Here is a 26013-nt window from a genome sequence, read left to right as displayed (position 1 = left end):
AAACAAAAAATTTACATTAACTCTATTTTATTGGAGTGGCTATGAAACTTAACTTTGCAACCTTAGCGTTAATGTCAGTTATCGGTACAGCAAATGCTGCCGACAATTTAGTCGTTAACGGCTCGTTTGAAACATCAGGCAATATTTCTGGTGATTGGGCGTTATTTGACAATCTCCAAGGTTGGAGCAGAGAAGGTGCCAAATTCGAAATTCAAAAACAAAGCCTTGGTATTGTCGTACCTCAAGACGGCAATCAATACCTAGAGCTTGACTCGACTGCAAATTATACAATCTACCAGAGTATCCCAACAACGGCTGGTAAAAAGTATAAAGTGAGTTTTTATTACTCACCTCGAGTGGTAAACAATGATTCTACTAATCGTGCACGTGCATGGTTTGGCGATAATACACTAGTCACGATGAATGCAACGACCCGTGGCTGGGCAAAGTACGAGTATACGGTTGAAGCGACAGGAAGTTCGACACAGTTACGTTTTCAGGGTTTAGGTACTTCTGACTCATATGGTGCGTTATTAGACAACGTCGTCGTAACAGAAGAAGAGGAAGTTACACCTCCAGAGCCGTCAGTAACCTGTAAAGTAGGCGTGTATGGCATCAATAACTTTGGTGAAGACAGCAATAGCTATGTTTATAAATTCGACATGGTTAATGGTACCTATGCATACGTTGACGGCATCGCTAACACAGCCTCAAATATTGCTGCACACAATGGCGCACTTTACTTTATGGAACAAAACGACAGTGCAACTAAGGCGTCATCACTTTGGAAAGTTTCACTAGATAGTGCAGAGCAGACTCTAGCTGCTAATGCGGTTTCATGGCCATTATACCGTTCAGTAGTGACGCCAGACGGTACTAAATTACTTGCAAGCAGCAAAACTTATCTTTATGAGTTTGACATACAAACAGGTGCAAAAACAGTGCTTGGTAAATTAAGCTATGCAGGTGACGACTTCTCACATGGTGATATAGCATATTCAGCAGATACTAACGTGATTTACGTACTAACAGGTAAAGCACTTTACACGCTAGATAAGGGTGACATGACTTTAGATCTTGTTGGCGAGCACGGCGTAAATTGGGCATCAGGTTTAGCAGTAAGCTCTGACGGCACTTTATACGTGTCTGGTCGTAATTCAGGTGAAGACGCGAAGATCTACACACTAGATCCAAATACGGCACAAGCGACCTTTGTTATGGATGGTCCAGAGCACATCAACGATTTAACGTATGTAGCGAATTACTGCGAATAGGTCTGTCTTATACAGCAATACGCAAGGCGAGGGGAAACCCTCGCGTTTTTTGTTTATAGCTAAAGTAACTGCTTGTTTTATATTAGAAACCTAGTACTTGTTACGTTTGTAAAAACCTTAGCGAAGACGCTTGGATATTTCCAAGACATATAAAATCAGATATTGCTAGGGTGTCTAATCCTGCATTCTCTCTAAAACCTCTTTTTGAATTTCTTCTTTACTCGGCCTGCCAATTTCTAAAAGAGGAAATACAAAGTGAATAGCAGTTCCTTTTTTTGAACTTTTAATACTCAACTTGGCTTTATAGCTTTTCGCAATTTGTTTTATGGTATAGATCCCTAATCCGAAATGAAGTCGTGAATAAAGCGCCATTCCCTTACCATTATCAGAAATCATGACATGAATTTGATCTTGTTGTTTACTAATGGACAGGCTGAGTTGTGTTGCTTTTGAATGTTTAAGCGAATTATCAATACAATGGTAAGTTACACTGTAAATGTCCTTTTCCAACTGTTTTTTAAGTTGCGTCTCACCAATGGAAATATTGAAATCGAGCTTCATATCACTCATATATGAGCAATGAGCCTGCAACATACCGATAGCAACGCTCAGTTTTTCTTTACCAAGTGCCGCATGGCCTCTTGCCAGTGGTTCGAGCTTCAAAAGTGCTTGGTCGAGTTTGTCTAAACCTTCTGAAATCGTAATGTCATTACCGCTACACAACTTTTTAGCCTCGGCAACTTTAAGGACAGCATCACTCAAGTCTTCTTTTTGGTATTGACGTTGATTATTCCTGAAAACTTTATGAAAACTCTGCACCCAAATATATGTATACACAGAAATCGCTATCACTAGGATAAAGACTAAAGCAACATACATTGAAATAGCTAAAGGTGTTGAATACCATGGCGCAGCCACGTTAAAAGTCAGCGCCGTAACGTCACTGTAGCGTCCCTTATTCTCAACCCTAAATAAAATATCGTATCCTCCTGGTTTTAGATTGCTAAGCTGCATTCCCGCAGCTAACAATTTTTGCCATCCAGTATCGTTTATGTTTGCTTCAAACGAGTTGACATGCTGATCTACAAAATTGTAGTCACTAATCGTTATTTCAATAGCTGGATGCTGACTAACCAGTTCAGTAAACTCCAAATAGGTCTTACCATCCAGAGTGACACTTGTTACCTTTGGAGCAGAAAGATCGACAGAAGGAGCCGTTGTGAGCTCAAATATAAAGTCTGAACTGGCAGCATAAAGCTTGTCGCCCAAAACCTTAAGGCTTCCGATAGTAAAAGAGTGTGCCTTTGTACCTGGTACCAATTTTGTGTGATCTGCACCTCTTTCTAAAATGTGGACACCATTGTTGGTCGCTAAATACAAATTGTCATTAAACTCCACGAATTCCTTTACAAAACTTGGTGAGCTTAACTTTTGCCAAACTCCACTATTGGGTTTAAACCAGACACCTTTTCCATAAGTCGCTGCAAATAGGCCTTCCTCGGTAACATAGCTATCAGTGACAACTGCACCGTCTTCAAATAGACTGCGCGTCCAGTCTTGTGTATCAACAACCAACAAACCTTGTTTGGTGCTTGCATAGATATAGTTCCCACTATGATTAATGTCTAAAACTTCTAAACTAGGAAGCAGCTGTCTAAGCTTTTTATCTACTATCAATTCTAAGTGTGAGTTAACTTCTACAACCCCATAACCATTTGTTGCGATATGCAAATTATTATCGACCACAGAAAAATTTAGTACATAATCATCATGGACTTTTGTTACCTTCTTACTCGCTAAATCCACAAAATATGTACCCATATCAGTTCCTATCGCGAGACCGCGATTGAATAGTTGAAAGGCCGTGACCTCAAATGCCTGTGCAGATATTTGATTATTTAACCAAGTTAATGGCTCAAAATGATTTCTGTCGGTCTTTTGAAAAATGCCTTTTGTAGTGCCAACCCACAATTCTCCAGCAACGCCTTCAAGTACGTTGTATTTAGACCCTAACGACAACTCAGAAGACTTAAGACCAACTTCGATAGGCTCGAATGTGTTTAGACCTAAACCCCACACCCTATTTTTGCTATCCACATGTAGCTTGCTGTAGTTTTTCTTCTTAGTATTAATACCGGTTCTTGTAATATCTAGGCCTGTGAGCGTAACTTCATTGACACTTTCGTTATCTGTAAAATAGATAAAATAGGGCGCAGCAAATACGATATTATCGGCATTGTGTATCTCCATATTAGAGATAAGCTGCTGCTGTAGGGTAGAGTAGTAACTCATCCTATTATTAACGAAATAAACAACGCCATGTGGTGTTGCCGCTAAATTTCCGTTATCAATGCTCAGTGCTTCAACGGTTTTAATTACACCATCTTGTACTATAAACACACCATCTCTGGTCATTAGGTAGGCTAAATTTGCAAACGCGTCAATGTCTAAAACTCGGCTTGAACTGCTGTATATTGTACTAACTACTCCGGAGTCAAGATCAATCCTTTTAACATCATATTTTCCTAAAGTGAAAAGCGATGAGTTTGTTAAGGCAAGTTTTGTCGCTTCCACAGACGCTATTTTTTTAGATTCTAGACTTGTTAGATCCGTGATCCAAACGTCACCATTAGAGTACAAAGAAAACAAAGTTTTATGTTGTAGTTTAATATCACGAACTAAACCGCTTGGTAATCCTGCTGCTTTACTTAAAGGAAGGAAATGACGACCATCGTATCTATATACTCCATTGTGCGAGGACAAATAAAAGTTATCGTTTGAGTCATGAACGACGCCATTTAGATGTTCAAATTGGAACGCTTGTAACTGCAGTGAAAGGGCAGTAAGAAATAAAAATACGAAGATACGCATGAAACAATCCATTCATTAAATGCGGCCAACCACAAGAGCTGGCCTTACTTCCTAGTTGACCTCGTACGCATTGTGATCTCTTACACCACAACCCGCTACGACGATAGGCAAATCGTTCTTAGTTTCTCCAGATGCCGTTTTATCAACTATATTACGCTCCATTGTAACACTCTTTAAGTCTTTGTTAAGTTTTTGATTGTCACCTTTTGATTTTTCCCAATCAAATTGCTTTTCACGCTCAGCAAGTACAAACAAATAAGTGGGTTTACGAGGATCAGATTCATTCTTTTTATTATTCCAAGAATGCATTACCGCTTCGCCGGCTTCAACACCATATAAATGTGTGTAGGCTGCCGCTAATAGTTGAGCTCCAGAATCACTCATCACCATAAGCGCCGTATTTTTATAGTCGCTACCACAATCGAATGACACGTCTACATTTAATGTAGAACCATCAGGCAACAGCAGATCGGCATTCATCCTAGAAACTCGAGCACGGTCTTCTAGTGGAGTTAGGGCGTTAGCCGCACTAATACAAAACATAGTTGCAGCGATTGGAAGTAGTATCTTTTTAAACATAGAGATTTCCTTTTAGTCATAAAATGCGTCCCTTCATCAACAGTTTCAACCAATACGTTATTGAGTCTTATCTAAAGAATTTCTCCTACAACAACAATGACATGGATTGTTTAAGTGTTAGAAGGCCACGCTACGGTATGCAGACCTCGCATGAAAACATAATTTGCAAGACCACATTTACCATCTTATTTGCAGCTAAAATATCTTCAACTACAAAAGTACTGTGAGCTTAATCTTTAAAGATCTTCTCTCTACTATTGTTGATCTGTAGAGTACCAACTGTAAACACTTAGTTAAGAGCTAATTTTTTATTTTATAATTCCTACCCAAAGTAGACGATGCCTTTTGCCAATAATTAGTACAACGGCTAAAAACGTTAATAGCTTATGGAGATCCAACTTTAATTGTGCTTTGGATAACTGCATGATTGATGATATGAATACTAAAGTTGCTGTTGTAATGCGACGAAAGAAATTAGAATAGGGGTTATTGATGACAGTCAAAAACGCCACACAACAAATTTAACATAATATAAATTATAGGATTATTTATACAGTATTGCATAATACGTATCTGGATTACTATAATATGTCCAATACTAACCAATATCGGACTTACCATGATTTTACCACTAGTTGATACCTTAAAGCAGCTTAGGTATCAAATCGCCCATCTTGAAGATGATACACTTTCGCATGAGTATCCTGAACTGGCAAAGTTCTTGACTAGTCATGGTAAATCACTACCGGTACATAACGAGCTGCAGTTCTTATTTCAGTTTTTGTATGTTTACGGTCGTAAGTCTGAAGCAACTTTTAACCGTTTTCGTAATGAGCTTGAGCGCTTTTATTTATGGTCGTGGCTGGTTGCTGAGAAGTCAGTGTTTGAGCTAAAACGCGAAGACATCGAGGCATATGTGGATTTTGTGGTAGAGCCAGATAACGCATGGACACAAACTTCTGTGCAGTGGCGTTATAAGCAAAACCAAGGTATCCGTCAGGTTAACGAAAATTGGCGGCCATTTGTTCTCAAAGAAAACGGCGCTAGCCAGCAAACGTTGGCAGCAATGTTTACCGCGCTCAATGTGTTTTACAAGTTTGCCATTTTAGAAGAAAAATCATTTGCTAACTTTGTTCCAGTGGTTAAGAAAAATAGCCCGTATTTAGTGGTTCAATCGCAAATCAATCTTCCTGATACGCTGAGTGATTTGCAATGGGAATATGTTTTTGGTGTAACACGTGATTTAAGTGAACAGCAGCCGGACCTAGAACGAAATCTTTTCGTATTAGCTTGCTTAAAAGGCTTGTATTTACGCATTTCAGAGCTATCTGACCGCCCTCATTGGTCACCAGTAATGAGCCACTTTTGGCAAGATCAAGATGACTTTTGGTACCTAAGAATTATGGGTAAAGGCAATAAGCTAAGGGATGTAACGCTTAGCGAAGACTTTATCAGTTATTTAAAGCGTTATCGGCAGTACCGGGGGTTAAGCGCCCTACCTCGCGTTGATGAGCCCTACCCAATTGTTCATAAACTAAGGGGCCAAGGCGGTATGAACGTTCGTCAATTACGCCGTATTGTTCAGCAAAGTTTTGACTTAGCAGTGGCTAAACTAAAAGAAGATGGCTTTACGGAAGAATCAGAGCAACTCGAAGCCGCAACTTCACACTGGCTAAGGCATACAGGTGCAACACATGATGCGCAGCACCGCCCACTAAAACATCTATCTGAAGATTTAGGTCATGCCAAAATCGCAACAACAGATCAAATTTATATTCAAACCAATATTAAAGAACGCGCCAAATCGGGTTTGAAACGGAAGATTTAGGCTCTGAGCGTTCGGTCTGGATTTTAAGGAGTATATATGAGCTCAAGATCATTGGTAATAATTGAAGATGACTTAGGCCTTGCGGAACTGCTTAAGCGCTTCTTTGAAAAACATGGTTTTATCGTGAGTATCCAAGATGATGGAGTGAGCGGATTAGCGCATGTCCTGCAACTTCAGCCAGATTTTGTATTACTTGATTTGATGTTGCCAAATAAAGATGGTTTCGAGATCTGTAGGTCATTACAAAATAGGTACAATGGTAAATTGATTGTGTTAACCGCAAGTCACGATGATATAGACGAAATTACGCTATTAGAAATGGGGGCTGATGACTTTATTCATAAGCCAGTCAACCCACGAATTATCCTCGCGAGATTTCGAAAACTAGTTCGCTTAGCAGAAGAAAGTGAGAATAAACAGCAAAGTGGGCACGTGATCCGTGTTGGCCCCTTCTCATTTAACTCATCGACAAGGCAAGCACGCCAAGATGGTATACCGCTTGGCCTCTCAGACAGTGAATACACATTATTTCATTTTTTGGCGTCCAATGTTGACTCTATTCTAAGTCGTGACCAGATTTCAACTCAGCTGTACGGCCGCTCATTTGATGGTTTCGATCGTACAGTTGACAATAAAATCATGAAGATAAGAAAGATTATCGGTGATGAAATGCCCTATCAACACCTCATCACTGTAAGAGGGAAAGGATATATTTTTGTAAATAGCAAGGAAACTGGATGACAAGCATACGTTTTGCATTCGCAAGCTTACTCTTTGTTAGTTTGTTTTTAGTGATAAACCCCCTTTTGACTTCTCTAGCTACAAGTTATTTCTCAAAAGAGCTGAAAAAGGACGTAGAGCTAGATTATCTAGCCTATGTTTATGCTTTAGATGCAGCTCGTCCTGGCTTGGATGATGCTCAGTGGCAAGCTTTACTTGCCCAGATCTCAGAAAAAAGTAATCTAAAAGTACAGACTCTAGATAAACCTGCATTTGAGCAGACGGCTAAGTTAGTCATCGAAAACGTTTATGATGAGGAATTACAAACTGTAATCGCAAAGATACAGGGTAAAGAGTTAATCGCGTTTTCTGCGGTTGGAGTGCAAGGCTCTGCAGGGGCGATCCTCAATTTTATTCAGTATGGTTTACCCTTAGGACTAATCCTAGTCCTATTTTTGTTGCACTCACTTTGGTTGCAATTTCGACTTTCTAGGTTAGAACATGCTAGTAAACTAATTGCACAAGGATTGTTATCTAAACGTGTTGATACCGGACTTTTAGCAGTCGGACGTGTCAATTACGCCTTCAATCAAATGGCTGAAAAATTAGAGTGTGCCTTTGCACAGCAAAGGAATATGATCAGAGCCGTATCTCACGAGCTCAAAACGCCATTATTCCGACTTCAGCTCAAGCTTGAGTTGCTTGATGTTCCGCCAAAGAACAAAAATCTGGTTCGAGAGTTATTTGAGGAATGTGAAGAGCTTGAAATGCTTGTGCATGAAATTTTGGAGTTCAGTAAAGTAGAACAGTTTTCCGTAAAGACCAGCGTTTCCAATTTTGATTTGCGTACACTAATTAATGAATACATCGTCAATTTAGAAAAGTATTGTAACCACCCTATAATTATAAATTGTCCAAACTCAATGTGGATAAGGGCCTGCCAAATAGATGTAAAACGTGTGCTTCATAACTTAATTGTTAATGCTGATAAATTTGCAGTCGAGCAGATCCGTGTTTCACTAAGTTTATGTAACGCTCAACTTCTCCTAACTGTTGAAGATGATGGCATTGGTATAGCCGAAGATAAACATGAGTTAGTCTTCCAAGCCTTTTTTACGGTAGATGAGAGTCGCTCAGGAAAAAGACGAGGTGCAGGACTTGGCTTGACCATCGTAAAAGAAATTTTATTGAACTACGACGCTGGGATCTCGGTAAGCAGAAGTGAACTCGGTGGCGCATGTCTAACTATCAATTTGTCCTCAGTGTTGATCAATTAACTATGACAAACCCCTGACAAATTCGCGACAATCAAATCGCTGCTTACACTCTAAAATAACTTTATATTTTAATCGATAGGAAGTTATGATGAAAAAATTCAATTTAAGACCGATCACTTTAATCTTGTGTATCGGCCTTGCTGGTTGCCACTTTGGCGAAAATAAAAGCAGCGTAGAGGTTGTTCAACAAACGCTAAGAAATGAGCTTTGGTATTCGGAACATTATGGTGAAATAAAACAAATAGTAGATGAGCGCCTAGTGACCTGGCAAGTAACAGGCTCCTCTTGCTATCCAATTCTGACATTAGACCCTCTTCCGTTATTTGATGCGTTTAGCGCCAAAAGTGCAGGCTTGCTTACCTATAAACGACCCTACGATTCTGGCCCTGTAAAATACACTGAAATATCCAGTCTCGATGAAGTCTGTAAAGACGGATTTATATCTACCTCAGATAAAAGTGGCTATACCTTTGACGCAGAGGCCATCTTTGAACTTTTTTGGCTGGATATGAAAAATCACTATGCTTTTTTCTCTGAGCGTAATGTAGATTGGGACGCTGTTTATAACCAGTATGCTGGGCAGCTAAGTGATGCCAATGAGACAAGACTACTTGGCGTATTTCGTGAAATACTTGAACTACTAAATGATGGTCACACCAGGCTTTATTTTAGCCTTGAAGAAGAACCGATAAATTTTGAAGCTAAACCTACCCTATTCAAAAGGTTAGAACGAGAAGCGGTTGCTCTAAACCTGACCGGTGAACTTGCTGAAAAATATATTGAAACGCAAACGAATCAACTACAAATGACGATTGCACAATACTTGGATCAAGAGACAAAGCAAGACTTTATAATGCGTAAACAGCAAAGTCCGAATGGCCCTAATTGGGGAGTGATTAACACTGGTGGTCAATATATTGGTTATTTGAAACTCTATCATTTTGAAAACTTCATTGATGTAGCAGGTATTGAGCGTCAAGATATTAGTTATGCCAATGCGGCTTTCAACGATTTACTGGATGAAATTTTCACAGACTTATCCCGTACTAATCAGCTGATTATTGATATTCGCGATAATGAAGGTGGCTATGACATACAAGCACTAGAATTAATCACGCGCTTTATCTCACAAAATACGCTTGTTTGGGATATTAGTACGTTTTATGATGGGGCGTTACATCAGCTGACATCGGTTTATGCAGAGCCTGATAATGAGAGGCCATATTATCTTAAAGATATTTACCTTCTAACCTCAAACGGTACTTTCAGTGCTGGCGAAACCTTTGCGTTGGCGATGTCTGCGCTCCCTCAAGTAACACTGGTAGGACGCGCTACCGCTGGTGCTACCTCAGATACTTTTCCACGGATGCTGCCTAATGGTTGGATTTATGAGCTTAGTAATGAGTACTATGAAAACAGTTTGGATTTGAATGTGGAGGTGCTAGGTGTTCCTGTTGACGTTGAAGTCGATCCCTTCGACATCACATTTAGAAAAGAGAACAAAGATGCGGCGATTGAAAAAGTATTGTCACTACTAAGCTATGAGCCTTAACTATGAAAAAAGGGCATCCACTGATGTCCTTTTTATCATTTAAGTGTTTTAGCAAAAAAGCGATGGATTGAACTACTACATTTAACTCAACTAAATAGCATCACTTACGCTTAAAACGAACAATCAATTCGTGCATTTCTTTAGCAGTCGATTCTAGGTCTTTACTCTCTTGATGTACTTTGTCTGCGCTATCTAGGCTGTTGTTTGCAAGCTGTGCAATGTTTACGACTTGCTGATTAATGTCATCAGACACGGCCGCTTGTTGCTCAACCGAAGTTGCAATTTGCATCGACATATCACTAATTTGGATAACTGCTTGGGTGATTTGTTGTAGCATATCGGTGCTTTGATTCAGCTGTTCGATACCGTGAAGCGATTCTTCTTGGCCTTGCTGAGCAATATCTACTGACGCTTGTGTGCTGTTGGTTAGCTCTTCAATAATTGCATGGATCTCTTTCGTCGACTCTTGCGTGCGCTGTGCTAGATGTCTAACTTCATCAGCAACTACTGCAAAGCCCCTACCTTGCTCACCAGCTCGCGCAGCTTCAATTGCTGCATTTAGTGCTAGCAAATTAGTTTGCTCAGCGATTTGTTCAATAATCTGTGCGGCAGCAGCAATTTTATCAGTTTGCTTAGAGACGCCTTCAACAGAATTGCGGATGTCGGCAATGGTATTACTTAAATCACCAAAAGCAATTTTGGTTTTATTAGCGATCTGTTCTGTTTGAGAAGTCAAATCAAGGGAGTTCTGAGCATCTTTAGCACTCAATTGCACGCTGTTAGAGACATCGTTGATGGTTGTTGTCATTTCATTCATGGCAGTGGCAACAAGCTCAGTCTCAGTTTGCTGCTTTTGTAAATCGGCATAAGTTGCTCGCGCTTCTTTACTCGCTGTATGCGCTCCTTTTGACACGTTTTGCGCCGCATGTTCAACACGCGTAAGAATTGTATCTAGGTGTGCCCTTTCACTCTTTAAACGAACTTGGATTGATGCCATGGTGCCATCCCAAGTTGAGTAAACCTGCTCAGATATCTCATCGCAAAAACTGTGCGCCAACTCAGATTCTAGTCGTCTCAGTTGCTCTTTATCGCGCCAAGTTGCATAGGCTGAATATGCCAGCATATTGGCCATTAACCAAAAAAAACCTGCAGACTCAGAAGCAAAATACCAAAGTGCCAGTGACGAGACGATGTTAAATACTGGCCAAACGACACGTAATTTGGGAAGACTGAAACTGCTTCCTTTATTAGTATTTACGTTTGTATAAAGTTGACTTGCTCGTTCAACCGTCGCCCTATCTGGGCAGCTTCTAACCGACTCATAGCCTATGATTTTGCCATTTTCTGTTATTGGCGTTACATAGGCATCAACCCAATAGTGATCACCATTTTTACAGCGGTTTTTTACGATCCCCATCCATGGCTTACCTGTTTTAAGCTGCGTCCACATAGTTTGAAACGCCACAGGTGGCATATCTGGATGTCGTACTATATTATGAGGTTGACCAACTAACTCATCACGGTAAAATCCACTAATATCAATAAACGCTTGATTGCAGTCAACAATATTACCTTTCAGATCAGTGACAGAGATGAGCTTTACATCGCGAGAAAAGGTTTTTTCTCTTTGGGTTACTGGGTGGTTGGTTCTCATTAGATATGTCCAAAACTAACAAAAAATTGATTTTCCCTTAAAGATTTGCAGGAAAATACGCCCTCAATCCATGAATAGCAATAGAGAAGGGATTAATTAACGATAATTACAACTATAGTGTGAGTTAATTTTAGGCGCAAATTGATTTATGCCAGTTTAGATCGAAATTAGGCTTACTCCCGTATAGCCTTTCTTGTAAAATAATCCTATTAAAATGATAATCTAAGGAGCGTTAGGTGTCTCGCTTTTCAGCCATAACAGATAATCCCCATGAAGGCCGATTTAATTCCAAAACGGGTATTCTTATTACAAATTTAGGTAGCCCAGATGCACCAACAGCTAAAGCACTTAGAGTTTATCTCGCTGAGTTTCTTTCCGATCCCCGCATTGTCGAAATTCCAAGACTAATTTGGTTAATGATTTTGCATGGCATAATTTTACGCGTTCGCCCTAAAAAATCTGCACACGCCTATCAGTCAATTTGGACCGATGAAGGCTCACCTTTGATAACCATTAGTCGATCGCAAACTGATAAAATAGAGAAGCAATTACGCAGTGAAGGTTTTGAAAACATCGAAGTTGAGCTTGCCATGCGCTATGGCAACCCGTCAATTGAATCAGGGCTTGAGAAGTTAAGAGAAAAAGGCATCACACGAATTATCATTGTGCCGCTATATCCTCAATATTCCAGCGCGACAACAGGTTCAACCTTTGATCAGATCTCAAAGGTGCTAAGAGGGTGGCGCTGGGTACCAGAGCTGCATTTTATTAATGGCTATCACAAACACCCGCTTTATATTGAATCTTTAGCTAATTCTATTAGAGAAGATCTTGAGGCAAATGGAGAGCCGGATAAATTGGTATTTTCATATCATGGCACACCAAAGCTATTTTTAGATAGAGGCGACCCGTATCATTGTTTTTGCCAACAAACGACTCGCTTAGTCGTTGAAAAACTTAATCTTGATAAAGAAAAAGTGATGACGACCTTCCAAAGTCGTTTTGGTAAAGCTGAATGGTTGCAACCTTATACTGACAAAACACTTGAGAGTTTTCCGAGTAAAGGTATTAAAAATGTCGCTATTTTAAGCCCTGCTTTTAGTGCCGATTGCTTAGAAACGCTCGAAGAGTTAGAAGTTGAAAACCGTGAGGTATTTGAGTCTGCTGGCGGTGAAAAGTATCGCTATATTCCAGCACTAAACGACCGTGCTGATCACATTAAAGCGATCACTGCGCTGATAAAACCACTGTTGTAATAAAGGCGCAGAAACAATCTGCTATTTCTGAGGTGTGATATCAAAATATCACACCTTTATTTTTCTAATGCACTTTGTGTTTGTTCAGCAAAAGCGTCTGTTGTGAGTAGCTCAAGACAGGAATCTATTGGTTTTGCGGGACTGTAAAAGAATCCTTGAATGTGATGACAACCGAGCTCTCGTAACTTTTCTAGTTGAGTAAACTGCTCTACCCCTTCGGCTATCACACCAATTCCCAACTTATCACTGAGCTTAATGAGGCAGTCAATCATTACTTGTTTGTTGTAATCAGACATTAGGCTGTCGACAAAGCTCTTGTCTATTTTTAGGTAATCCACCTGATTTTCTATCAAGTTACTTAATGATGAATAGCCAGTACAAAAATCGTCAAGCGAAACCTTGATCCCATGCTCTCTCAGTTGATTAAGCGTTTTCCAAGTATAGCGGTTTGTGGCAAGCGATTCGGTAACTTCAATGGTAATTGCTTCATACGGGATCTTTGCTTTTTCGATGGCACAGGTAATTAACTTCACCTGATTAATACTGGCTTTAAACTCACTAACAGAACGGTTAATAGATATCCCAACCTCTGTAAAACCAGCTTGGTGGATCTTTGCTAAGTCTTGGCAACTACGCTCAAGTACAAACTGTCCAACTAAATGAATAAGACCAAATTCTTCAGCGATAGGAATGAAGGTACCTGGTGATACCATTCCGTATTCATCATCAAACCAACGAACCAAGGCTTCAAACTTTGTGATGTGGTTAGTATCAGCATTAACGATCGGTTGATAATAAACGGTAAGCGCTCCTTCCTTCAGTGCTTGCTTTAACTTGTCTTTAAGCTTTATTTTATTTAAATAGGCATTTTGAATTGCCGCATTGTGTAAGGCTACCTGTCCGCGCTCGGTCTTTTTCACGCTGTTAAGTGCATGTGCTGCGTTTCTGAGTAAATTTGCTGCGGTGATCCGAGAGCCAGCCTCAAGCTGTGCAATGCCTGTAGAGCAAGTGACTTCTATGGTAATTTCATTAAATACATAGGGCTGAGAAAGTTTCTGTGAGAGCTTTTGAGCAATCTTTAGCGCGCTTTCCACATCGCTGCGCGTAAGTAGTAACGCAAACTCGTCACCACCGTACCTTGCGATAATATCATTTTGGCGAACCGCATTTTTCAATCGTTTAGCTACAGAAATAAGTACCTTATCGCCAATCTCCGGACCAAAGACATCGTTGACTTCCTTGAACCTATCCAAGCCAATAAAAAGCAGTGAGCAACTGGTATTGTTACTTCTAGAACCCGATATTTGTTCTTCTAAGCGCTGCATAAAGCTACGGCGATTTAACAGCGCAGTTAATGGTTCATGGTTAGCGTAGAAGGTAAGTTGGGATTCATTACGCTTCCATTCGGTAATATCTCTAAAAATGCCGACGTAGTTAACGACTTTACCTTGCTCATCCTTCACCACGCTAAGTGTTAATTCTTCAGGATAAATCTGACCGTTCTTGCGACGGTTGTGGATCTCTCCTTTCCAGTGACCAACCGTACTCAACGATGCCCACATGGCTTCATAGAATGATTTATCTTGCTTACCAGATGATAGCACCGCAGGGTCTTGGCCTAATAATTCGTAGCCGGTATAACCCGTTAGTCGCTCAAAAGCACGATTCACCATAATGATTTTATTTTCATTGTTAGTGATCATGATGGCTTCTGTAGCATGCTCGAACACAACATTAGTGAGTTCGAGCTGTTTATTTAGCGATGAAATATAGCTAATATCTTGAATGGTCGCAGTGAATACAAGCTCATCGCTATGCTGCTCATCAGACTCTACTTGACCAATAATTCTTAATAACCCGTATTGTTCAGTGCGAGAGGCCAACGAAACTTGTAAATCAACATGCCGAGTTCCACTTAGTCTGACTTTCTCTAAAGCTATCCGCAGTCGTTCACTATCTTCTATCGTAAGTTTATCTAGTAATAATGATAGAGAAAGAGAATCAGTTTTTGTTTTAAGTAGATGATTAAGATGAGAGGAAAAGTAGTGTTTGTTCTGTTTAAGTTGCCACGTCCAAGTGCATAAGTCCGCTATTTGCTCGCCTTTTGCAAGTTGTTTGAGCAAAATTCCTTGTTTGGTCAATTCTAAATTATGGCTTAGCTCCGTTGAGATCAGGTGTCCTAACTCTTGAAACCATAGTTTTTCTTCTAGGCTGACTTGTTTTTCTTTATTAAACAAACAGACCATGATTCCAATGGGTGTATGATCTAATGCTCGCAAGGTTAAACCAAGATAACCTTCTATGCTTAAAACGCGAAGGATCTCATCCTCTTCATAAAGTTGCTGTAAACCACTTGTGACGCAACATACATCATTGCTTGCTTTAGCATCAAAACAAGGTGTCCCTTCAAGGTCATAAATAATATTATCGACTTCTTTACCATTCGCGAGGTACATCACGGTCTTTACGCGCTTATCGTTATCGATAAACTTACCCACAAAACAATGATCCGCATCAAATCGTTCATACAACTGTTTCAATGCGAATTGATATCGCTGATTAGTAGATGTTAAATTGTAAAAATGGCTAAACGTTAAATTCATAGAAGTCTGTATGGCTCATTCCCGACCAAGATTTTTGTTTAATAAATAATAATAGCTTATTAAACTACATAGAATATAAATACAGATCAATAAATTTGCTTTGTGATGAGAAATTGAGTCTAGTAAAGGCAAGATAGCGCCGATTGACGCTATCTGAGAAGAAAATTTGTTTATCTACAGTTGCGGTTGTACGTCCAAACCATAACCAAACATCACTGCGAGTACCAGTACAGTTGCCGCAGCGACCATGAGTTTAGCCATCAACGGCATACAAAATCTAAACCAATGTGTATAAGGAACGCCGGCCATACCGAGTATCCCCATTAATACCGCATTTGTTGGCACTATCATATTTGAGAAGCCATCACCAAACTGATACGCAAGTACCGCAACCTGTCTTGGTACACCAACTAAGTCGCCCACAGGCACCATCAATGGCATAGTCACATATGCCTGACCTGAGCCCGACGGAATAAACATATTTAAAAGCGTTTGGATAAGTAACATGCCAACGGCCGAAACTTCCGCAGCAACATAAGAAAGAGGAGTTGAAAGTCCATGTACAATCGTGTGAAGGATTTGACCATCTTCAAGAATAAGGGCAATACCACGAGCTACGCCAATTAGCACTGCAGTAGTGACCAAGTCTGAAACCCCTTCGATAAAACGATTTGCAGCTTCGTCTGCTGACAGTTTACCAAGAATTGAAATCACGACACCCCATGCGATAAATAAGCCACCTAGCTCGTATAAATACCACCCCTGAGTAGCAATTCCCCAAACTGCGCAAACAAGTGTCACAATAAAGGTAAGCAAAATGGTTCTATGACGACCGTTAAGCTGCGGATAGCTTGGCGCGGCCTGACCCGCCAGTGGGCAAGGCACATCTTTCATCATCGAGTGTTCAGGATTTTGTTGTACCTTTTTTGTATAGCTCCATACATGATGAAAGCCAATCAGTACAAATGGAACAAAAATAGCAAATCTTAACCATATGCCCGAATATACTGGTACTTCAGCAATTTGCTGAGCAATTAATACCGTAAATGGGTTGAATGCTGACACACCGTATCCAATACCGTAGCCTGCGATGATCATGCCAACGGCAGTCATAGCATCCAGCTTCATTGCCTTACAAAGCGCAACTAAAATCAGCACAAACGGAATGTATTCACCTGCAGTACCTATCGCACTTGACGCGATTGCAAAACAGAACACCACCATAAAAATCAGCTTTTGTGGTTTATCGCCATTCTTCTCAAGTAAGCGCCCGATCAACGCATCAACAGTGCCTGTTGCACGTGCAATTGCGAGTACACCACCCACTATCATCACAAAGAAAATAACGTCTTGCGCAGCAGCAAAAGCACGAGGAATAGCTTTTAACAGATCCCAAGGAGTAAGTTGAACAGATTCTTCTGCAATGTGGTAGGTACCAGCAAGTACAACTTGTCTGCCAGTATCAGTGGTTGCAGTATCAAAAAAGCCTTGTGGAATAATCCAGGTCGACAGCAATGCAATTAGCATCATACCTAGTAGCAGGACTAGTGTATGAGGAACTTTCAATGTTTTTGCCATGGAAAGTACAGCTCCAAATTAGGTAACGGTAAAAATTGCAACGCATCTTACCGATATTCGGAGCAGATTTCACTTTTTAATATCAAATTTCCAATTATGCTACATTGTGATTGGCTAAAACGGCATGTTCAACACGGTTCCTGCCGTTTGCTTTCGCTTGGTATAGACTACGGTCCGCTAGTTTGAGTGCGTGATGCAAATCCTCAGAGCACAGCGGCCAATGAGAGACCCCAAGAGAAATAGTGATATGCCCGGCTTCACCAAACTCAGTTTCAGCGGTACATGCGCGCAGACGTTCAGCGATCCTATCTGCTTTGTCTATATCTACATGCGGTAGAAACATTAAGAACTCCTCACCACCACTACGACATAGGTGATCTTGTTCACGTGCATTAGTGCGCATCAGCTCGGCGAGTTTTCTGATCACCGCATCACCAACATCGTGGCCGTAAGTATCATTCACATGTTTAAAGTGATCGATATCAAGCGCAATAATGCTAAACGGGGTTTGCTGCTCATAGGCTGTTTCTAGCCACTTCTCCATTCCTCGTCTATTGAATAAATGAGTCAGCTGATCTTGCTTTCTTTCATCGTCAAAGCGCTGGATCTGTGCTCCTAAGTTCTGAACACTACAGTGCATTGCCTGATAAAGCCATGCTGCTTCATAATACCATGTGGATACGTGTGGAAAATCGATGTTTCTGCCATCTTCGACTTGTTCTGATAACTTAGCTAATCGCCATAAAGGCTTAGCAATTAAAGTTCCGAGTCCAAGCACACAAATCAACAAGAATACAGTAAACGGAATGGTCGTTTTTAAGACATGCTGCATGGTGTTCGATAATTGTGACATCGTGACCTCTAATGGGCGTTGTGCCACGACCCCCCAACCACTTGTCGGTACGGAAGCATATCCAGCTAGCATTGCTACACCTTGGGTATTGACTATTTGGGCGGAACCTGAGGTTTTGCTTAGTAATGATTCAACGACCTCATTTTTGGTGACGTCTTGCCCAATGCGATGATCATCGTGATGATAAATGAGTTTACCGTTGGGCCCGGTAACATAAATATAGGTTTTGTCTTGGTGATGATGGTTTGCCAATAATCGGCCTAAAATATTGTCACCTTTAAGATAAATCCCGGCAGCGATAAAACCTACGAATACCCCTTCTTGGTCAAACATTGGATGAGTTGGGCTCACCATCAAATTCCCAGCCGGCGAAACAAATGGACCCACAATAAAAGGGGCTTTTTCACGAAGTGGCGAAGTCTCTACTTCATTTTTGAGTGTAGCTCCTATCACACCAAGCGAACTTGGTTGAGCACCGATAATTTCACCTTTTGCGTTTACTAACACGATAGAGTCAAAACTATGTGTCCTTGTAAGCATTTGACTCAATTCTTTATTAACCACTTCAGGGTTATCTAGCTGCATCGCAATGGTTTCGCTCGACGCTCTTAGTTGCATCAATACTGATTGTAAGAAGAGATCGGTAACATCTGCTAACTTAGTTGCATAGGCACGATTTGCCTCTAACGTATCTTTTACCATCACTTGTTTTTGCACTTGGTAGCTCGAAAACAATGCGTTTAGTAACGATGTAAATACGCATAATGTGGCAAGAATGAGTATCAGCTTTTTAAGGTCTAACCAATGTTTTGCTTTATTTATTTGTACCACTAAGAACTCTCTTTAATGTACTTCCATGACATTTTAGCTATTCGTTTGAGTAAAACAGTTAATCTATATCAAACTCTGGTCAGACCAATAACGAATTAGCACGTCCACATTCTGTGTGCCCGTATTATAACCACATGGTCAAAAATATTTAGTTTTTTGAACGGATTATTGGTATTGTCTCAGTTATCAGGTGTAAAATAATCTGAACATAAATACAGCGAAGTTCTTAATGAAGAAAAAGACTACCAATCCACTAGTTGGCCACTTTACACTTGCTTGCCTTGCGCTTGCGGCGATATGGATGTTCGTATCTGATAAAGATGCATTGCTTGTCCTTAATTCCTTGGTTCTTGTCTATATTGTATTTGCTTTAGCAAAACGGCTAATGAAGTCTTCCAATAAAAAGTAACTTACTCTACTCACCTAGTTCAGAGCTAAGTTACGCATTAGCCCTGAACATGATAGATAGCCTGTTTTACGGCCTAACCAGCTTTAATAGGTTTTCTCCCTTACTATCAAGCTCATTAAGTGGCTTAAGCCCCATAATGCGTGTAAGTGTTGGGTAAACTTCTAAATTGCTAGCTTGTTCTATCGTTACACCCGATTTAAAGGCGGGGCCACTTGCGACAAAAAATGCGGCCATATCAGGTGTTACCTCATACCCATGCGTACCATAATAGCCTTGCTTGCCTTTTTGCATAAAGACAATAGGTGCTTTTGCCTGCAGGATAATGTCACCGATACGAGAAGACTCACCGCCATTTAGTTGCTGTTTTCGCTCACTATTCAACACCTCATAACGACCCTCCGCTTTTTCACGTAACTGCTGCACAAGCGTCTCTGTTTCAAGGACTTTATCACCTAACGCATAAAGTGATACCCTCGTTCCGCTATTTTTTATCGTCCAATCTTCAGGTATATCTAGCTCTTCGAGTATCACGGCTTTGCTTGGTTCTACACTTGCCATACCGTGGTCAGAAACGAGTACTAAGTTCACTTTAATTTTGTCCTTTTTCAAAGCTGCGACAAAATCTCCGATTAAGCCATCAACAAATTGTACTGCTTCTCTCGTTTTTTCATGGTCCGGTCCGTATCCATGACCCATTGTATCCACTAGAGAAAAGTAGCTGGCGACAAACAATGGTTTTTCGCTTTTTGGTAATTTTAGCCAATTGTGTATTTCATTAAGACGATTCTTGTAATCGGCTTTCTTTGAATAATGATAGTAATAGTCAGGCGTCATACCATTGATTCTAGCGTCTGATTCTGGCCAAAAATAAGCGGCAGATTTATATCCATGCATTTTTACAAGATTCCATAAGGGAATACCACTTATCCAAGAGCTATCCACTTTACCCATCCCCATCTTATAACACTCATCACGCTTCTTATCGCAAAAGTAATTATCGACGATACCATGATTGATTGGTTTTAAACCCGTAACAATAGACAGGTGATTTGGAAATGTCTTAGTCGGATATTGAGGCCATAGCTTAGTCGCGCGGACGCCCTGCTTCGCAAGATTTGCAATATTCTTTGCATCGTGTTTTTCAATGTAGTCCCATCTAAATCCATCGATGGAGATCAATATGGTTGTCGCGCGCTCAGCAAAAGCAGTGCAACTAAAGATAGATAAGGTGAAAAGGAGGATTCTTAGCATGTATAAATTCCCGTGTCATGTGAGTACCGCTGCAAAAATAAGAGGCTGTGCAGCATAATCCGTGTGATTGCGGCCGCATTAAATCACAATGATTTGAAATTTATATTGATTTGCGGTCAGTGGATGGCAATTATAGATATTCGGGGAAGGTTAACTTTCACTATGTTGTAGTTGAGCTTAATTAATGCTTGATCTAAGTCAAAGTGACCTTTATATTAAAGTTTCAATAATTACTGAAAGTTTAAAACAATGAACTTATCACCAAAAATAGAAAATTTTGTACTTCATTGCGGCGAAATGGGAAGCCGTTGGGGTTTCAACAGAACTATAGGGCAAATGGTTGGTTTGTTGGTTATTAATGAAAAACCATTAACAGCGAACGAAATCGCCGATGCATTAAAAATTTCACGTGGTAACGTGAGTATGGGAATAAAAGAATTGCAATCTTGGCAACTAGTTAAGGTGCATCATATTCCTGGCGACCGTAAAGAATACTACTCTCCAAACGGCTCTATTTGGGATCTCGCTAACCGCGTATTTGAAGAGAGAAGAAAAAGGGAAATCGACCCAACACTCACTCTACTTCGTGACCAAATCCTAGATAGCGCTAACTCACCTGAAGAAGTGTATGCACAGCAGCAAATGCAATCCATTCATGACCTACTTGAAACCGTCACTAAGTGGTCAGCGGAACTTCAACGCCTATCACCAGAGCAATTGCAATCGTTGATGAAGCTCGGTTCTTCTGTGAGTAAAGTAATAGATTTAAAGGATAAATTATTACGTAAGTCTTAAAGTGCGAGGTGCGTCATGCTTGATACGTTGTTGTTGTCGCGAATACAATTCGCAGCAAATATTAGTTTTCATATTCTCTTTCCCACGATAACCATCGCGTTAGCTTGGTTTCTGGCGTTTTTTAAACTCAAGTATGACCTAACCGAACACCCGGTTTGGTTAAGAGCTTATCGCTTTTGGGTCAAAATTTTTGCATTGACCTTTGCACTCGGCGTCGTAAGCGGCATTACTATGTCGTTCCAGTTTGGTACAAACTGGCCCGGCTTTATGGAGAAAGTCGGCAATATTGCAGGTCCCTTGCTCGGTTATGAAGTATTGACCGCATTTTTTATGGAAGCAACATTTTTAGGGATCATGCTGTTTGGCATGAAGCGCGTACCACCTAAAATACATACTTTAGCCACTTTTATCGTCGCCATAGGTACAACGCTTTCGGCATTTTGGATCCTGTCTTTGAATAGTTGGATGCAAACCCCGACGGGCTTTGAACTTAGAGACGGTATCATATATCCCACGGACTGGTTTGAAGTTATTTTCAATCCTTCATTCGGTTATCGCTTCTTCCATATGTTATTAGCTAGTGCACTGACGGCCTCATTTTTGATAGCTGGTGTCAGTGCGTATCGGATGCTGAAAAACGATGAAAAACATGCCCCCAAAAAGGCGCTAACCGTTGCGTTAACAGTTGCGGCGCTGCTTACTCCACTGCAGGCTTTTGTCGGCGATTTGCATGGCCTAAATACGCTAAAACATCAACCACAAAAAATTGCAGCAATGGAAGGGGTTTGGGAAACAGAAAAAGGTGCACCACTATTACTATTCGCAATTCCGAATGAGGAAGAAAGACGCAACGACTTTGCGCTCGGTATTCCTAACATGGCAAGTTTTATTCTTACCCACGACGTGAACGGTGAAATTAAAGGGCTTAATGAATTTAAAGGTGAACACCCACCTGTTAAGCCCGTCTTTTTCGGTTTTAGAATCATGGTCGGGATGGGCATGCTGATGATCTTAGTTGCGTTTGTCACTCGTTTTACATTATGGAAAAAGGGCGAATTACCGAAGTGGCAACTGAAAGCGCTTGTTGCGATGACTTTCTCAGGTTGGGTGGCTACCCTCGCAGGCTGGTATGTCACTGAAATTGGCCGCCAACCTTATATCGTCAGTGGAATCTTAAGAGTTGAAGATGCAGTCACAACAATTGCCTCAGAAAACGTCTTATTTACACTCATTGGCTATCTGACGATATATGCAATCTTACTGTACGCTTATATTCGTACTTTGTTCCACACTGCTAGCAAGTCTGTAGAAGTGGAAGAGTACGACATGAAGGAATTTGCTGAGGAGGTGACTCGTGTTTAATCCGGAATATCTATCTCTCATCTATGCCGGTTTGATGGCACTCGCTGTGCTTGTTTATGCAATATTAGATGGTTACGACCTTGGCGTTGGCATGATGATCCCGCTGGACGATAAAGAAACCGCAGACACAATGATAGCCTCTATCGGTCCATTTTGGGATGCTAATGAAACGTGGTTAGTTTTAGCTGTAGGCCTCGCATTTATCGCATTTCCTCAAGCCCATAGTATGATCTTGCAGGCGCTCTACATTCCTGTTGTGTTTTTACTCTTTGGCTTAATTATGCGTGGTGTCGCTTTTGATTTCAGAGCAAAAGCGAGAGTTAAACGCCAAAGGCGGTGGGACAAAGTATTTAAATTTGGGTCGCTACTCACCTCGTTTGCGCAAGGGTATATGCTGGGGCTTTATGTCATAGGCTTTGAAAATACCCCTCTTGCCCATGCATTTGCGGTCTTTAGTGGAATTGGTGTTGTCTGCGCGTATGGCTTGATTGGTTCAGCATGGTTAATTATGAAGTGTGAAGGGCAATTGCAGCAAGATGCGATTAGCTGGTGCAAAAAATTTGCGAGAGTAGCCTTTGTTGGGGTGTTGCTCGTTTCTATCATCAACCCAGCGATTAATGAGTGGATCTATGAGCGTTGGTTTGACCTCCCGATGGCCTTAGTCGTATTACCAGCCCCGGTTATTTGCTTGTCGCTCTTTGTAATTTTAGAACTTGTGTTACAGAAACTACCAAAGTCACCAGATAATGGAGCTTGGTTACCGTTCCTGATTTCAGCATTTATCTTTGTGCTTTGCTTCTTCGGCTTAGTTTATAGCTTTTACCCTTTTGTAGTGCCTGGCAAGCTAACCATCTTCGAAGCAGTCGCTGACGCATCAGCTCTTACTTTCTTATTATATGGCGTAGTCATAGTGGTGCCGACCTTAATTGCATATACGTTATTTTCGTACCGAGTCTTTTGGGGCAAGGTTCAACCTTTGTCCTACTATTGACACTTGCATACATTAGCCCAACCAAAAGGCAGCGAGTTGGACGCTGCCTTTTTTATTGCATTAAGAATAATACTCGCCTCTGCTATATGTTTTCTGTTTACAGCGAATTTAATGACTGCGCAGCAAGCTATATCCTCCAATAAAAAGACATAAAAAAGCCCGTTGTTAGAACGGGCTAAATCAGAATTTCTAGGCTAAATTTTTGGATAGCCAATGCGGTCAGATAAATACCCAACGCTCGAAGCAAAATAATAAGACCTATTCCAATTCATCAAAGCCTTGTAATTATCATAAGCTAGATACATACGGCCATTGGCGTCATCTGGCATCACTAATGCTGCTGTGATATTCACTTGTGGCAAGTCAGTGCCGTCCATTCTGCGAAGACCAAGCGCTTGCCACTCCTGCAATGAACGCTCTGATTTACGCCATTCACTAAGCCACTCTTTGTGTGATTTGGTGCCACGTTTTAAAATGTAGCTATTGTCAAAACCTTCAGGTAATTTAACTTGGCGACCCCAAGTCAGGTCATCGTTCCAGCCCACACTTTTCAGGTAATTGGCTATTGACGCGAAAGCATCCTCTTGCGTCGTCCAAATGTCTTTGCGACCATCTTTGTTATAATCAACGGCATAAGACGTAAATGAAGTTGGCATAAACTGAGTTTGACCCATTGCTCCTGCCCAAGATCCTTTGAAATCATCCAGACCGATGTGACCATCTCTTAAAATATCCAGCGCAGCCCACAACTGTCTTTTATACAAAGCTTCTCGACGACCATCAAAAGCAAGTGTCACTAACGCACTAATGACTGGATAGCCGCCTTGAATACGACCAAAGTTACTTTCAAGGCCCCACAAGGCAACAATAAACCGTGCCTGTACGCCATATTCTTTTGCTATTTTTTCTAAAGATTCTTGGTGTTCTTTGTAGAGTTTGCGGGCCTGTTGGATTTTCCATTCAGGGACGCGCTTGGGTAAATAAGTTTCTAGTGTTTCGACAATTTCTGGCTGGGACTTATCAGCCTTAATCACCTTTTCCTTAAATACTGCTGTTGCAAAAGCCTCATCAACTAATTGTTGTGTATAGCCCTTGTCAACCGCTTCTTGTTTTAAGTTTTTGAGGTATTCATCAAACTTCGCTTGAGTGTTAGCAAAGACTGATGTGGACAAGCAAACTGAGGCCATTAGTAGGGAAATTTTTTTTATCACGAATCTGTTACTCCGTTTTGCTTTCTAAATTCATCGAGCAAGCTTTCTGTATGCGGTGGAAGTTGCAAGTAAAACCCATCGTCAGTTAATTTTTGCTTAACCGTTTCAAGATCAGCAATTCCCAATTTTGTTCTTCTCGCAAGGTCAATAATCATGACATAGATAGGAGTGCCGAAAGTTTCCATTAACGGTGCAGGGACATTGGAAAAATCATCTCTTTTAGTTACAAAAAGATAGGTATCCGCTTTTTTTGGACTTTTGTATATGGCAGTGAGCATTATAAGCCTATAAATTCTTGCTAATCATGGGCGGTCACTATACCATGCTATTAGTAAGTTGTGGAAAGTTTTACTACGCGCTAAAGTCAGCTAGATAAGGCTTTAGCGGCGGTTGTAACAGAAATTTGAGTACATATGGCAAATCAAACATTCGAACTAAAAGGAAATCTATTTACACTCTCTGTGCTGCAGTTGTTTTCTTTAGATCTGACCAAGTTAAGGCAAGATCTTGATAGCAAAATTTCGCAAGCGCCTAAATTTTTTCAAGGTGCACCAATTGTGGTTAATTTAGCTGATGTTCAGGAGCAAACTGTAGAATTCAAAGAGTTAAAGCAAACACTGGTCGATTTACAGCTCAATCCAGTGGGTGTGTGTAGCGGTACTCAAAGTCAGCACGACTTAGCCAAAGAAGCCGGGTTTTCTGTACTAAACTATTCAAGGGATGTGCAACCGAGTACCCCATCACAATCTCAAGCAGCTGAAGTAGTAGAAAAACAAGTTTATCTTCCTGCTCAAATTGTGAACGGAACGGTACGTAGTGGTCAGCAAATTTATGCTAAAGACCGTGATCTGATCGTGCTAGGTGCTGTAAGTCATGGTGCAGAAGTTATCGCCGATGGTAACGTGCACATTTACGGTACTTTACGTGGTCGTGCAATCGCAGGTGCGCAAGGCCAAGAAGACACTAGTATATTCTGTCAGCGCTTAGAAGCTGAGCTAGTGTCTATAAACGGGAGTTATTGGATCAGTGATTCGCTGCAAGGTGAACACTGGGGTCAAGCTGCTCAAATAACACAACAAGACGAATCATTAAAAATTACAGCTTTGGTCAAAGGATAA

The 26013-nt window shown here is 40.8% G+C and carries 20 protein-coding genes; 11 read left to right on the top strand and 9 right to left on the bottom strand.

From position 1 onward, the window contains the following. The first annotated feature begins 41 nt into the window (after positions 1 to 41). A complete protein-coding gene (locus A587_RS0105745) occupies positions 42 to 1274 on the top strand; it encodes a DUF642 domain-containing protein (protein WP_017216789.1) in 1233 nt (410 codons plus the stop codon). Positions 1275 to 1448: 174 nt separating this feature from the next. Here the strand turns inward: A587_RS0105745 and A587_RS0105740 are convergent, their stop codons facing one another. Together A587_RS0105740 and A587_RS0105735 are read right to left on the bottom strand one after the other, a co-directional pair. After that, positions 1449 to 4145 carry a sensor histidine kinase gene (locus A587_RS0105740; protein ID WP_017216788.1) on the bottom strand — a complete coding sequence of 899 codons (2697 nt, stop codon included), beginning with the start codon at positions 4143 to 4145 and terminating at the stop codon, positions 1449 to 1451. A 51-nt stretch (positions 4146 to 4196) separates the two neighbouring features. Continuing rightward, positions 4197 to 4724, bottom strand: coding sequence for a hypothetical protein (locus tag A587_RS0105735; RefSeq protein ID WP_017216787.1), 528 nt, complete (start codon positions 4722 to 4724; stop codon positions 4197 to 4199). A gap of 619 nt (positions 4725 to 5343) precedes the next feature. On the opposite strand from A587_RS0105735, the gene A587_RS0105730 reads away from it, so the two are divergent. The 4 genes from A587_RS0105730 (at position 5344) to A587_RS0105715 (ending at position 10101) form a co-directional block, all read left to right on the top strand. Next, a complete protein-coding gene (locus tag A587_RS0105730) occupies positions 5344 to 6552 on the top strand; it encodes a tyrosine-type recombinase/integrase (RefSeq protein WP_017216786.1) in 1209 nt (402 codons plus the stop codon). A gap of 36 nt (positions 6553 to 6588) precedes the next feature. After that, on the top strand, positions 6589 to 7293 hold the full coding sequence (locus A587_RS0105725; RefSeq protein WP_017216785.1) for a response regulator transcription factor: 705 nt from the start codon (positions 6589 to 6591) through the stop codon (positions 7291 to 7293). Further along, on the top strand, positions 7290 to 8549 hold the full coding sequence (locus A587_RS0105720) for a sensor histidine kinase (RefSeq protein ID WP_017216784.1): 1260 nt from the start codon (positions 7290 to 7292) through the stop codon (positions 8547 to 8549). The genes A587_RS0105725 and A587_RS0105720 overlap by 4 nt, the downstream gene beginning before the upstream one ends. 85 nt (positions 8550 to 8634) lie before the next feature. Next, positions 8635 to 10101 carry a S41 family peptidase gene (locus tag A587_RS0105715; RefSeq protein WP_083838437.1) on the top strand — a complete coding sequence of 489 codons (1467 nt, stop codon included), beginning with the start codon at positions 8635 to 8637 and terminating at the stop codon, positions 10099 to 10101. Positions 10102 to 10201: 100 nt separating this feature from the next. Here the strand turns inward: A587_RS0105715 and A587_RS0105710 are convergent, their stop codons facing one another. Beyond that, the gene (locus A587_RS0105710; RefSeq protein WP_017216782.1) at positions 10202 to 11755 is read right to left on the bottom strand and encodes a methyl-accepting chemotaxis protein; all 1554 of its coding nucleotides are present in this window, start codon (positions 11753 to 11755) and stop codon (positions 10202 to 10204) included. Between the two features lie 236 nt (positions 11756 to 11991). Here A587_RS0105710 and hemH point away from each other — a divergent pair, with 236 nt between their 5' ends. After that, complete coding sequence (gene hemH, locus A587_RS0105705) at positions 11992 to 13011, top strand: ferrochelatase (protein ID WP_017216781.1); 1020 nt, start codon at positions 11992 to 11994, stop codon at positions 13009 to 13011. A gap of 56 nt (positions 13012 to 13067) precedes the next feature. On the opposite strand, the gene A587_RS0105700 is transcribed toward hemH, so the two are convergent. The 3 genes from A587_RS0105700 to A587_RS0105690 form a co-directional block, all read right to left on the bottom strand. Next, the gene (locus A587_RS0105700) at positions 13068 to 15614 is read right to left on the bottom strand and encodes a putative bifunctional diguanylate cyclase/phosphodiesterase (protein WP_017216780.1); all 2547 of its coding nucleotides are present in this window, start codon (positions 15612 to 15614) and stop codon (positions 13068 to 13070) included. A gap of 174 nt (positions 15615 to 15788) precedes the next feature. After that, positions 15789 to 17192, bottom strand: coding sequence for a YfcC family protein (locus A587_RS0105695; protein WP_017216779.1), 1404 nt, complete (start codon positions 17190 to 17192; stop codon positions 15789 to 15791). 94 nt (positions 17193 to 17286) lie between these two features. Further along, positions 17287 to 18876: a sensor domain-containing diguanylate cyclase gene (locus tag A587_RS0105690; protein ID WP_017216778.1), complete on the bottom strand. Its 1590-nt coding sequence runs from the start codon at positions 18874 to 18876 to the stop codon at positions 17287 to 17289. Positions 18877 to 19105: 229 nt separating this feature from the next. Between A587_RS0105690 and A587_RS0105685 the strand changes: the two genes are divergently transcribed. Continuing rightward, positions 19106 to 19285 (top strand): hypothetical protein, encoded by a 180-nt coding sequence (locus A587_RS0105685; protein WP_017216777.1) that lies wholly within the window; start codon positions 19106 to 19108, stop codon positions 19283 to 19285. Positions 19286 to 19351: 66 nt separating this feature from the next. Here the strand turns inward: A587_RS0105685 and A587_RS0105680 are convergent, their stop codons facing one another. Beyond that, entirely contained in the window at positions 19352 to 20536 is a 1185-nt protein-coding gene (locus tag A587_RS0105680) for an alkaline phosphatase family protein (RefSeq protein ID WP_017216776.1), read from the bottom strand. Between the two features lie 249 nt (positions 20537 to 20785). Here A587_RS0105680 and A587_RS0105675 point away from each other — a divergent pair, with 249 nt between their 5' ends. From A587_RS0105675 to A587_RS0105665, 3 genes are read left to right on the top strand one after another with little or no spacing between them, the layout of a single operon-like run. Then, positions 20786 to 21331 (top strand): GbsR/MarR family transcriptional regulator, encoded by a 546-nt coding sequence (locus A587_RS0105675; protein ID WP_010605404.1) that lies wholly within the window; start codon positions 20786 to 20788, stop codon positions 21329 to 21331. Positions 21332 to 21346: 15 nt separating this feature from the next. Beyond that, positions 21347 to 22693, top strand: coding sequence for a cytochrome ubiquinol oxidase subunit I (locus A587_RS0105670; RefSeq protein WP_017216775.1), 1347 nt, complete (start codon positions 21347 to 21349; stop codon positions 22691 to 22693). Further along, positions 22686 to 23684, top strand: coding sequence for a cytochrome d ubiquinol oxidase subunit II (locus A587_RS0105665; protein ID WP_017216774.1), 999 nt, complete (start codon positions 22686 to 22688; stop codon positions 23682 to 23684). The genes A587_RS0105670 and A587_RS0105665 overlap by 8 nt, the downstream gene beginning before the upstream one ends. Before the next feature lie 194 nt (positions 23685 to 23878). Here the strand turns inward: A587_RS0105665 and A587_RS0105660 are convergent, their stop codons facing one another. Beyond that, on the bottom strand, positions 23879 to 24871 hold the full coding sequence (locus A587_RS0105660) for a lytic murein transglycosylase (protein ID WP_017216773.1): 993 nt from the start codon (positions 24869 to 24871) through the stop codon (positions 23879 to 23881). Positions 24872 to 24891: 20 nt separating this feature from the next. Further along, positions 24892 to 25173, bottom strand: a complete 282-nt coding sequence (locus A587_RS0105655; protein WP_010372955.1) for a YcgL domain-containing protein — start codon at positions 25171 to 25173, stop codon at positions 24892 to 24894. A 135-nt stretch (positions 25174 to 25308) separates the two neighbouring features. Here A587_RS0105655 and minC point away from each other — a divergent pair, with 135 nt between their 5' ends. Beyond that, entirely contained in the window at positions 25309 to 26013 is a 705-nt protein-coding gene (gene minC, locus A587_RS0105650) for a septum site-determining protein MinC (protein WP_010372958.1), read from the top strand.

Source organism: Pseudoalteromonas sp. NJ631, assembly GCF_000276645.1.
Taxonomy (GTDB): Bacteria; Pseudomonadota; Gammaproteobacteria; order Enterobacterales; family Alteromonadaceae; genus Pseudoalteromonas; species Pseudoalteromonas piscicida.
This window is presented reverse-complemented; position numbering and strand designations above follow the sequence as displayed.